Genomic DNA, 13,667 nt, shown 5'->3' on the forward strand with positions numbered 1-13,667 from the left:
AAAAATCAAAATTAGCCTTTCGCAGGAAGAGATTCATGGATTCGATTATCACCAAGCAGGCTGCAAAAGTAATTTCAGTAAACGGCAACGCATTCATCAAAGTGAACGGGAAAGACGTCCCCATCGCGGAGTTTCTAGACCTAAACGTCGGCACTGAAATCTTTATCCCTGAGGGTGCCAACGCCCTTCTATCGCTTGAAGACGGCACAATGCTCCCTGTTGGTGAACAAGACTCACCTGCACAAGATTTTTTAGACTCTCCTTTGGACGATGAAATCGCTGCTATTCAGGCATTGATTGAAGACGGTGTCGACCCAACGGAAGTTCTGGAAGCAACTGCAGCTGGTGGAACTCCTACAAGTTCAGGCTCGCAAGCGCCAGAGGCTATTGCTCGTATCGGTGAAGAAACTATCGCTCAAGCTGGTTTTGATACAACTGAAATCATACGTGGATTTAACACGTTTACCCCTTCTCGAGTGGAGACAACCCAAGTAGATAGTGATATCCAACCTGAAATTGTTGTTTTTTCACCGACATCAACTGTCAGCGAAGGACAGCCTGCGGTTTTCACTATTGCTCTAGCCTTTGAAGGACAAGCAGTAAGTCTGACAAGTAGCCTAACATTGAGTGTCCAACCTCTGACTGGTGGCGATTTCAGTGCAGAGTCAGAAGATCTTGGTGAGCTTGAGTACTTTGATGGTACGTCATGGCAACCAATTGTTGGTGGACAAATAACATTGCCTGCTGGTCAAGGAAGTATTCAAGTTCGTGTTAACACAGTCAATGAGGACGGTACGCCAGTTTATGAAGGACTGGAAAATTTTGGCCTTATTGTTTCAGAAGTAGTGGTAGGTACTTCCCCTTCACTGACTAGCAATGGCGAAGTAGGTGTTACTGGGGAAGCCAGCGTTGTAGATGATAGAACTGGTTCTGTAACAGAAGGCGTTGTGTCTGACGATGATCGCCCAACATTGACAGTTTCCAACGCAGGAGAAATTAGCGAAGGAAATGATGTTGTATTTGCTGTTTCACTCTCCAACCCTGTTGATGGAAGCTTGAACTACAAGTTTTCTCTACAGAACGCCGGTATCGAACGTGATGATATTACAGGTGTAACCATTAATGATGGAGAACCTCTAACTTCAGAACAAATTGATTTACTTTTCAGCGGTGGCCTAGAGCTAAATATTGACGGCTTCGACACTCTTTTCAACGTTGTTCTAAATACAAATCCAGATTCAGTTTTTGAAGGTGATGAGAGCTTTGAATTAAATGTCGAATCTGTAGTCGGTAGTCAGGTTATTTCTGACAGTGGTTCAGCAACCATCTCCGATGACGGAGTGATCGACGGCGAGCCCGGTGGCGACTCTGATATCCCAACCCTGACTGTCTCCGGCGGCGGCGAAATCAACGAAGGCAAGAACATTGTCTTTGATGTCAAACTCACCAAAGCGGTCGACGGCGACGTCACCTACGCCTTCAGCCTTGGCAATGCCCAGATTGATGCTGACGACATTGAAGGCATCACGGTCAATGGCACACCGGTCGACATCGGCGCGTTCCTGGCCGGTAACATCACGGCCGCTATCGATGGCAGCCAGCAAAGCTTCAAGGTGGTTATCGACACCAAGGGCGACAAGGTGTTTGAAGGTGACGAGAGCTTCACCCTCAACGTGTCGGCAGACACCGGTATCACCGTCGACGGCCAGAGCGGCAACCTGATCCTGAATGGCGATGCCAATGCAACTGTTTCCGACGACGGCACCACCCATGGCAAGCCGGGTAACGACGACCGTCCTGAGCTGACAGTCACCGGCGGTGGCGAAGTCAACGAAGGCAAGAACATTGTCTTTGATGTCAAACTCACCAAAGCGGTCGACGGCGACGTCACCTACGCCTTCAGCCTTGGCAATGCCCAGATTGATGCTGACGACATTGAAGGCATCACGGTCAATGGCACACCGGTCGACATCGGCGCGTTCCTGGCCGGTAACATCACGGCCGCTATCGATGGCAGCCAGCAAAGCTTCAAGGTGGTTATCGACACCAAGGGCGACAAGGTGTTTGAAGGTGACGAGAGCTTCACCCTCAACGTCTCGGCAGACACCGGTATCACAGTCGACGGCGATAACCGCTCACTGGTGCTGACCGGCAACCAGGACGCGACCATCTCTGACGACGGCGTGATCGACGACAAGCCCGGCGGCGATTCAGACATTCCAGCACTGACAGTCACCGGCGGTGGCGAAGTCAGCGAAGGCCAGGACATCACCTTCAACGTCGATCTGTCTAACAAGGTCGCCGGCCAGGTGACGTACACCTTCGGTATCGACCAGAACGGCGTCGAGCGCGGTGACATCACCGGCATGACCATCAACGGTAAAGCATTGACCACTGATGACATCGACGATGTCTTTGCCGGCACCTACACCCTCGATATCAGCGGCGGCAACACCAACTTTGACGTGGTCTTCAACACCCGTGATGACCAGCGCTTTGAGGGCGATGAAAGCTTCACCCTCAACGTGTCGGCAGACACCGGTATCACCGTCGACGGCCAGAGCGGCAACCTGATCCTGAATGGCGATGCCAATGCAACTGTTTCCGACGACGGCACCACCCATGGCAAGCCGGGTAACGACGACCGTCCTGAGCTGACAGTCACCGGCGGTGGCGAAATCAACGAAGGCAAGAACATTGTCTTTGATGTCAAACTCACCAAAGCGGTCGACGGCGACGTCACCTACGCCTTCAGCCTTGACAATGCCCAGATTGATGCTGATGACATTGAAGGCATCACGGTCAATGGCACACCGGTCGACATCGGCGCGTTCCTGGCCGGTAACATCACGGCCGCTATCGATGGCAGCCAGCAAAGCTTCAAGGTGGTTATCGACACCAAGGGCGACAAGGTGTTTGAAGGTGACGAGAGCTTCACCCTCAACGTGTCGGCAGACACCGGTATCACCGTCGACGGCCAGAGCGGCAACCTGATCCTGAATGGCGATGCCAATGCAACTGTTTCCGACGACGGCACCACCCATGGCAAGCCGGGTAACGACGACCGTCCTGAGCTGACAGTCACCGGCGGTGGCGAAGTCAACGAAGGCAAGAACATTGTCTTTGATGTCAAACTCACCAAAGCGGTCGACGGCGACGTCACCTACGCCTTCAGCCTTGGCAATGCCCAGATTGATGCTGATGACATTGAAGGCATCACGGTCAATGGCACACCGGTCGACATCGGCGCGTTCCTGGCCGGTAACATCACGGCCGCTATCGATGGCAGCCAGCAAAGCTTCAAGGTGGTTATCGACACCAAGGGCGACAAGGTGTTTGAAGGTGACGAGAGCTTCACCCTCAACGTGTCGGCAGACACCGGTATCACCGTCGACGGCCAGAGCGGCAACCTGATCCTGAATGGCGATGCCAATGCAACTGTTTCCGACGACGGCACCACCCATGGCAAGCCGGGTAACGACGACCGTCCTGAGCTGACAGTCACCGGCGGTGGCGAAATCAACGAAGGCAAGAACATTGTCTTTGATGTCAAACTCACCAAAGCGGTCGACGGCGACGTCACCTACGCCTTCAGCCTTGGCAATGCCCAGATTGATGCTGACGACATTGAAGGCATCACGGTCAATGGCACACCGGTCGACATCGGCGCGTTCCTGGCCGGTAACATCACGGCCGCTATCGATGGCAGCCAGCAAAGCTTCAAGGTGGTTATCGACACCAAGGGCGACAAGGTGTTTGAAGGTGACGAGAGCTTCACCCTCAACGTGTCGGCAGACACCGGTATCACCGTCGACGGCCAGAGCGGCAACCTGATCCTGAATGGCGATGCCAATGCAACTGTTTCCGACGACGGCACCACCCATGGCAAGCCGGGTAACGACGACCGTCCTGAGCTGACAGTCACCGGCGGTGGCGAAATCAACGAAGGCAAGAACATTGTCTTTGATGTCAAACTCACCAAAGCGGTCGACGGCGACGTCACCTACGCCTTCAGCCTTGGCAATGCCCAGATTGATGCTGATGACATTGAAGGCATCACGGTCAATGGCACACCGGTCGACATCGGCGCGTTCCTGGCCGGTAACATCACGGCCGCTATCGATGGCAGCCAGCAAAGCTTCAAGGTGGTTATCGACACCAAGGGCGACAAGGTGTTTGAAGGTGACGAGAGCTTCACCCTCAACGTGTCGGCAGACACCGGTATCACCGTCGACGGCCAGAGCGGCAACCTGATCCTGAATGGCGATGCCAATGCAACTGTTTCCGACGACGGCACCACCCATGGCAAGCCGGGTAACGACGACCGTCCTGAGCTGACAGTCACCGGCGGTGGCGAAGTCAACGAAGGCAAGAACATTGTCTTTGATGTCAAACTCACCAAAGCGGTCGACGGCGACGTCACCTACGCCTTCAGCCTTGACAATGCCCAGATTGATGCTGATGACATTGAAGGCATCACGGTCAATGGCACACCGGTCGACATCGGCGCGTTCCTGGCCGGTAACATCACGGCCGCTATCGATGGCAGCCAGCAAAGCTTCAAGGTGGTTATCGACACCAAGGGCGACAAGGTGTTTGAAGGTGACGAGAGCTTCACCCTCAACGTGTCGGCAGACACCGGTATCACCGTCGACGGCCAGAGCGGCAACCTGATCCTGAATGGCGATGCCAATGCAACTGTTTCCGACGACGGCACCACCCATGGCAAGCCGGGTAACGACGACCGTCCTGAGCTGACAGTCACCGGCGGTGGCGAAGTCAACGAAGGCAAGAACATTGTCTTTGATGTCAAACTCACCAAAGCGGTCGACGGCGACGTCACCTACGCCTTCAGCCTTGGCAATGCCCAGATTGATGCTGACGACATTGAAGGCATCACGGTCAATGGCACACCGGTCGACATCGGCGCGTTCCTGGCCGGTAACATCACGGCCGCTATCGATGGCAGCCAGCAAAGCTTCAAGGTGGTTATCGACACCAAGGGCGACAAGGTGTTTGAAGGTGACGAGAGCTTCACCCTCAACGTGTCGGCAGACACCGGTATCACCGTCGACGGCCAGAGCGGCAACCTGATCCTGAATGGCGATGCCAATGCAACTGTTTCCGACGACGGCACCACCCATGGCAAGCCGGGTAACGACGACCGTCCTGAGCTGACAGTCACCGGCGGTGGCGAAATCAACGAAGGCAAGAACATTGTCTTTGATGTCAAACTCACCAAAGCGGTCGACGGCGACGTCACCTACGCCTTCAGCCTTGACAATGCCCAGATTGATGCTGATGACATTGAAGGCATCACGGTCAATGGCACACCGGTCGACATCGGCGCGTTCCTGGCCGGTAACATCACGGCCGCTATCGATGGCAGCCAGCAAAGCTTCAAGGTGGTTATCGACACCAAGGGCGACAAGGTGTTTGAAGGTGACGAGAGCTTCACCCTCAACGTGTCGGCAGACACCGGTATCACCGTCGACGGCCAGAGCGGCAACCTGATCCTGAATGGCGATGCCAATGCAACTGTTTCCGACGACGGCACCACCCATGGCAAGCCGGGTAACGACGACCGTCCTGAGCTGACAGTCACCGGCGGTGGCGAAGTCAACGAAGGCAAGAACATTGTCTTTGATGTCAAACTCACCAAAGCGGTCGACGGCGACGTCACCTACGCCTTCAGCCTTGACAATGCCCAGATTGATGCTGATGACATTGAAGGCATCACGGTCAATGGCACACCGGTCGACATCGGCGCGTTCCTGGCCGGTAACATCACGGCCGCTATCGATGGCAGCCAGCAAAGCTTCAAGGTGGTTATCGACACCAAGGGCGACAAGGTGTTTGAAGGTGACGAGAGCTTCACCCTCAACGTGTCGGCAGACACCGGTATCACCGTCGACGGCCAGAGCGGCAACCTGATCCTGAATGGCGATGCCAATGCAACTGTTTCCGACGACGGCACCACCCATGGCAAGCCGGGTAACGACGACCGTCCTGAGCTGACAGTCACCGGCGGTGGCGAAATCAACGAAGGCAAGAACATTGTCTTTGATGTCAAACTCACCAAAGCGGTCGACGGCGACGTCACCTACGCCTTCAGCCTTGGCAATGCCCAGATTGATGCTGATGACATTGAAGGCATCACGGTCAATGGCACACCGGTCGACATCGGCGCGTTCCTGGCCGGTAACATCACGGCCGCTATCGATGGCAGCCAGCAAAGCTTCAAGGTGGTTATCGACACCAAGGGCGACAAGGTGTTTGAAGGTGACGAGAGCTTCACCCTCAACGTGTCGGCAGACACCGGTATCACCGTCGACGGCCAGAGCGGCAACCTGATCCTGAATGGCGATGCCAATGCAACTGTTTCCGACGACGGCACCACCCATGGCAAGCCGGGTAACGACGACCGTCCTGAGCTGACAGTCACCGGCGGTGGCGAAGTCAACGAAGGCAAGAACATTGTCTTTGATGTCAAACTCACCAAAGCGGTCGACGGCGACGTCACCTACGCCTTCAGCCTTGGCAATGCCCAGATTGATGCTGATGACATTGAAGGCATCACGGTCAATGGCACACCGGTCGACATCGGCGCGTTCCTGGCCGGTAACATCACGGCCGCTATCGATGGCAGCCAGCAAAGCTTCAAGGTGGTTATCGACACCAAGGGCGACAAGGTGTTTGAAGGTGACGAGAGCTTCACCCTCAACGTGTCGGCAGACACCGGTATCACCGTCGACGGCCAGAGCGGCAACCTGATCCTGAATGGCGATGCCAATGCAACTGTTTCCGACGACGGCACCACCCATGGCAAGCCGGGTAACGACGACCGTCCTGAGCTGACAGTCACCGGCGGTGGCGAAGTCAACGAAGGCAAGAACATTGTCTTTGATGTCAAACTCACCAAAGCGGTCGACGGCGACGTCACCTACGCCTTCAGCCTTGGCAATGCCCAGATTGATGCTGATGACATTGAAGGCATCACGGTCAATGGCACACCGGTCGACATCGGCGCGTTCCTGGCCGGTAACATCACGGCCGCTATCGATGGCAGCCAGCAAAGCTTCAAGGTGGTTATCGACACCAAGGGCGACAAGGTGTTTGAAGGTGACGAGAGCTTCACCCTCAACGTGTCGGCAGACACCGGTATCACCGTCGACGGCCAGAGCGGCAACCTGATCCTGAATGGCGATGCCAATGCAACTGTTTCCGACGACGGCACCACCCATGGCAAGCCGGGTAACGACGACCGTCCTGAGCTGACAGTCACCGGCGGTGGCGAAGTCAACGAAGGCAAGAACATTGTCTTTGATGTCAAACTCACCAAAGCGGTCGACGGCGACGTCACCTACGCCTTCAGCCTTGGCAATGCCCAGATTGATGCTGATGACATTGAAGGCATCACGGTCAATGGCACACCGGTCGACATCGGCGCGTTCCTGGCCGGTAACATCACGGCCGCTATCGATGGCAGCCAGCAAAGCTTCAAGGTGGTTATCGACACCAAGGGCGACAAGGTGTTTGAAGGTGACGAGAGCTTCACCCTCAACGTCTCGGCAGACACCGGTATCACAGTCGACGGCGATAACCGCTCACTGGTGCTGACCGGCAACCAGGACGCGACCATCTCTGACGACGGCGTGATCGACGACAAGCCCGGCGGCGATTCAGACATTCCAGCACTGACAGTCACCGGCGGTGGCGAAGTCAGCGAAGGCCAGGACATCACCTTCAACGTCGATCTGTCTAACAAGGTCGCCGGCCAGGTGACGTACACCTTCGGTATCGACCAGAACGGCGTCGAGCGCGGTGACATCACCGGCATGACCATCAACGGTAAAGCATTGACCACTGATGACATCGACGATGTCTTTGCCGGCACCTACACCCTCGATATCAGCGGCGGCAACACCAACTTTGACGTGGTCTTCAACACCCGTGATGACCAGCGCTTTGAGGGCGATGAAAGCTTCACCCTCAACGTCTCGGCAGACACCGGCATCACGGTCGACGGCGACAACCGCTCACTGGTACTGACCGGCAACCAGGACGCGACCATCTCTGACGACGGCGTGATCGACGGCAAGCCCGGCGGCGATTCAGACATTCCAGCACTGACAGTCACCGGCGGTGGCGAAGTCAGCGAAGGCCAGGACATCACCTTCAACGTCGATCTGTCTAACAAGGTCGCCGGCCAGGTCACTTACACCTTCGGTATCGACCAGAACGGCGTCGAGCGCGGTGACATCACCGGCATGACCATCAACGGTAAAGCATTGACCACTGATGACATCGACGATGTCTTTGCCGGCACCTACACCCTCGATATCAGCGGCGGCAACACCAACTTTGACGTGGTCTTCAACACCCGTGATGACCAGCGCTTTGAGGGCGATGAAAGCTTCACCCTCAACGTCTCGGCAGACACCGGCATCACGGTCGACGGCGATAACCGCTCACTGGTACTGACCGGCAAAGAAAACGCGACCATCTCTGACGACGGCAATGATGGCACCCCGGGCAATGGCGACGATGACGACGACCGTCCTGAGCTGACAGTCACCGGCGGTGGCGAAGTCAACGAAGGTCAGGACATCACCTTCAATGTCGATCTGTCTAACAAGGTCGCGGGCAAGGTGACGTACACCTTCGACATCGACCAGAACGGCGTCGAGCGCGGTGACATCACCGGCATGACCATCAACGGTAAAACATTGACCACTGATGACATCGACGATGTCTTCGCCGGCACTTACACCCTTGATATCCAAGGCGGCAACACGAACTTTGACGTGGTCTTCAACACCCGTGATGACCAGCGCTTTGAAGGCGACGAGAGCTTCACCCTGAACGTCTCGGCAGACACCGGCATCACGGTCGATGGCGATAACAGCTCACTGGTACTGACCGGCAACCAAGACGCGACCATCTCCGATGACGGCGTGATCGACGGCAAGCCCGGCGGCGATTCAGACATTCCAGCACTGACAGTCACCGGCGGCGGCGAAGTCAACGAAGGCCAGGACATCACCTTCAATGTCGATCTGTCTAACAAGGTCGCGGGCAAGGTGACGTACACCTTCGACATCGACCAGAACGGCGTCGAGCGCGGTGACATCACCGGCATGACCATCAACGGTAAAGCATTGACCACTGATGACATCGACGATGTCTTTGCCGGCACCTACACCCTCGATATCCAAGGCGGCAACACGAACTTTGACGTGGTCTTCAACACCCGTGATGACCAGCGCTTTGAGGGCGATGAAAACTTCACCCTGAACGTCTCGGCAGACACCGGCATCACGGTCGACGGCGATAACAGCTCACTGGTACTGACCGGCAACCAAGACGCGACCATCTCCGATGACGGCGTGATCGACGGCAAGCCCGGCGGCGATTCAGACATTCCAGCACTGACAGTCACCGGCGGCGGCGAAGTCAACGAAGGCCAGGACATCACCTTCAATGTCGATCTGTCTAACAAGGTCGCGGGCAAGGTGACGTACACCTTCGACATCGACCAGAACGGCGTCGAGCGCGGTGACATCACCGGCATGACCATCAACGGTAAAGCATTGACCACTGATGACATCGACGATGTCTTTGCCGGCACCTACACCCTCGATATCCAAGGCGGCAACACGAACTTTGACGTGGTCTTCAACACCCGTGATGACCAGCGCTTTGAGGGCGATGAAAACTTCACCCTGAACGTCTCGGCAGACACCGGCATCACGGTCGACGGCGATAACAGCTCACTGGTACTGACCGGCAACCAAGACGCGACCATCTCCGATGACGGCGTGATCGACGGCAAGCCCGGCGGCGATGATGACCGTCTGACTATTTCAATTGAGGGCAATAAAGAAGTTAGCGAAGGCAAAATCGCCTGCTATAAGATCACTCTGGACGGCCAATCAGATAAGGAAGTTACGTTCAAACTCGCATTGACAGAAGGCACTGCTGACTCTGATGACTACGGTAACGTCACTGTCTATTTCCTCAACACGTACAATAAGTTCGAGGCTATTACTCCTGACGCTGACGGTTACTACACTGTACCGGCTGGAGTGAATCAGTTACTAGCTTATGTCGATACGAAGCAAGACCATGTATTTGAGGGCGATGAAAGTTTCACTTTGACAGTGATTCCAGGAGAAAACGTTAAAGGCATTACTGATAACAAGTCTGCTACTGCGGAAACAATCATATCCGATGATGGCCAAATCAATGACAAGCCAGGTGGTGATGACGACCGCCCAACCCTTACCGTTGCAGACGCCGGCGAAGTGGCCGAAGGCACAAATGCCATCTTCGATGTGGCGCTTGGTAACAAGGTCAAGGGCGATGTCACCTACACCTTTACGCTTTCAGGCAACAGCGACAACGCCGCTGACATCAGCAGAGATATTATCGGCCTGACCCTGACCAATCAAAACGGCGACGCGATTGACAGTGTAACCGTAACGATGAACCCGGATGGTACCTACTCTGCCACCATCGATGGCTCTGTGACCGACTTCAAGGTGGTTGTTGAAACCAATCAAGACAGTGCGTATGAGGGAAATGAAGGCTTCAAACTTGACGTCAGCACCAACACCCCTCTGGCCACAACTGGCAACGATACCTCCGGCGTCGCAACCATCATCGACAACGACAACCCGCCTGTAGCCATTGATGACTACAAGGAGTCCAACACCTTGTTCCAAGAGTCCTTTGAGTTCGGCAACGGCTCAAAAGGCTGGGTCGTCGTTGATGAATTCAATGGCTGGAACATCACAAATGGCCTAGAAATTCAGACTGGGAACGTTGGAGGAAGCACCGCTTCTGATGGAAGCAGTCACGCAGAACTCGATAGCCATGGCGCAGTGAGTTCTGTTGAAATCAGTCGTGTTCTCGACTCCGGTGACGGCGTGATTGCAGGTCAACCCTATACGCTGACTTTCGATTTCAAACCACGCCCGCGCCACGAAGATGATAGCGACATGGTTTTCACATTTGGTGATTACAGCTACAAAGTTATCGTCAGTGCTTCAAAAAACATCTCTTTTGAAGCACTGCAGGAAGGCGCTCCCGTCATTACCTCATCGTCCGCTGGAAATGGTTGGACAACAATCTCAGTAACCTATACCGCACAAGATGATGCGGAGATTAAGCTTGCCTTTGCCAATGACGATGAAACCACGAATAACGACACCTATGGTGCTTACATCGACAATATCGAAGTCAACGGCCCACAACCGTACTGGGTAAACAACAGTGATGCAGAAGGCATTTTCATTGCCTTTACCGACATAGCGCATAATGATACCGATGCAGATGAAGGTGACACGGTTTCTGTCTGGAATAAAGACGATCTAAACAGCTTTGTCTTGGTGCCAAGCGAGGCTGGTTCGATCGAACTTAGCGACGATGGACAAGGCTTGGTATTCAAGCCAAATCCAGATTATAACGGCCCTGTGCAAATCGAATATTTTGCAACTGACGGTACCAACAAGTCGTTGGAGCCTGCAGATATTCATATCTATGTGAATGAAGTGAATGCCAACGATGATGGCACAGGCTTGGTGTTTGAAACCTCTAGCGACGATGGTTGGCAGAATCTTGATGGCAACAGCATTCTGACCATTAGTGCGGTTAAGATCGGTGAAAATGGACAGCGTGTGCCGCAAGGGGATTTAGTCACAGAAAACTCCAAGCACGTGCATAACAAACATGGTATCGGTGTGGCCGATGAAGCCCGCGAAGGTAATGCCGGCGATGTCAGCTATCAGGTCGAGTATGATCACGGTACGAACACCTCGGAAGCGTTGGAGTTGGTTCTCACCTCAGCAGCAGAAAAGCTAGAGATTGGCATTGCCCGTCTATTCCAGAATGAGCACGGCCAGGGTAACCATGAAGTTGCCAAATGGACCGCGTATGGCGAAGACGGCCAAGTTATCGCTACCGGCGAATTCAATTTTGGCGACAGAACCAGTGGTAAAGGTGTCATCACCATTGAAGCCGAAGGCATTTACAAAGTAGTTCTCGAAGCATTGCCACGTGTCAACGAAACCGGCTCTGACAAAACCAGTGGCGACTCATCTGACTTCACCATCACCTCTGTGGCGGTATACAGCGACCAAGCAAAGTACACCGTTACCGAAACTGAAACATTGGATTCTAAAACCACCGCGCAGGGCTCACTGTTGGATAACGATGGAGATCCCGAAGGACACAGTTTCAAAGTCACGGAAGTCAATGGCAAACCTCTAGAAGTATTCGACGCCGACGGTTTTTCCACTGTCATCTTTGATGAGGGAACACTGAACATAAATGGTGTGACGGGAGAGTTTAGTTTCACAGCCAATGACCGTGAAGAGTTGGGCAAAGGTGAAACAGATACCTTTACTTTTAACTACACAATCAAAGACGCGAAAGGCGATACAGATACCGCGAAAGTGTATATCGATATTATTGGTAAAGAAAACACACCGGTTGAGCCAAAGCCAACTTATGACAATAAGTTTGAATCAGGAAGTGGGAATGATACTTACCAATTTATGAGTTCTCACAACCTTCACAATATCAGTATTAGTAGCCCAGCCATTAGGCCCAACGATTATAAAAACTGGATTAAAGTTGATGACGAGCTTTACGAAAATGCCAATGCCGGTGCAATAGATATTAACGTTCTTCATAGTGAGTTTGGTCAACCAGTACTTGAACACCCATATAACGGCCATCAATCATTCATTAACCTGATTGATACCGATGACTTTATAAATAGTGGTGGAGGTAATGATAACGTTGAAGCCGGCGGAGGAAATGACACTATTTGGCTGGGAGACTCTGGCAATGAACCATCACCAAATGACCTAACCACTTTCGCGCGTTTCATTGAAAGTGAATTTACAACCGGACATGGAGATCAAGCTCAGCCAAATACAGATTTCTTAATAAATGGCGAAGACTCCAACTTCACGGGCGTGCTAACAGGTGACCCGAGTGCCGATATTGCGCATGGTCAAGCTGGGGATGATGTGATTTTAGGCCAAGCTGGAATTGATGTTATTTTTGGTGGCTCCGGCCAAGATAAACTGGATGGTGGCACCAGTAATGATTTCATCAGAGGTGGCTCAGGTAATGACACTATCATCGGTGGTGCTGGTAAGGACTTAATGCGCGGTGATTCAGGCAAAGATACCTTCGTTTGGACCCGAGACCACGTCGATCTAGCAACGGACAGTCAGACCTTCACCAAAGACACTATCGTTGATTTCAACGCAACGTCTACTGGAAAAGATAAAGATACCCTTGATATTTCAGGACTACTGCAAGACAACTCTGTTATCACCCTTAGTGGAGATGACAGCGGTACGACAATATCGATCGATATAGACGGTGACGGCTATGCAGATCAATTGATTGTGTTGGAAAACACCTCTTTCAAAGATGTTGAAGGGGTGATCAAAAACGGAATGTTTGATGAAAACACTACTGCTCGCCTTTCCGAGCAGAGTGGTGCTGAGACATCCGCCCCAGAAAGCAATAAGGTTGTTATTGACCTGAATGGCTTTGATAATCCGTAACCAAACTAATGGGCCTAACCTCAGCTAGGCCCATTTTTTGCTTTTAATTTTTGTAAGTTTATTTTTGACTTTTTAAGA

At 53.3% G+C, this 13,667-nt stretch carries 1 protein-coding gene; it reads left to right on the forward strand.

Annotated features, from left to right (window positions below; translation table 11 throughout):
* Positions 1-35 precede the first annotated feature (35 nt).
* Positions 36-13,589 (forward strand): Ig-like domain-containing protein, encoded by a 13,554-nt coding sequence (locus K6Q96_RS13930; protein ID WP_251876493.1) that lies wholly within the window; start codon positions 36-38, stop codon positions 13,587-13,589.
* The last annotated feature ends 78 nt before the right edge of the window (positions 13,590-13,667 follow it).

The sequence above is a fragment of the Grimontia kaedaensis genome (genome assembly GCF_023746615.1).
GTDB lineage: Bacteria > Pseudomonadota > Gammaproteobacteria > Enterobacterales > Vibrionaceae > Enterovibrio > Enterovibrio kaedaensis.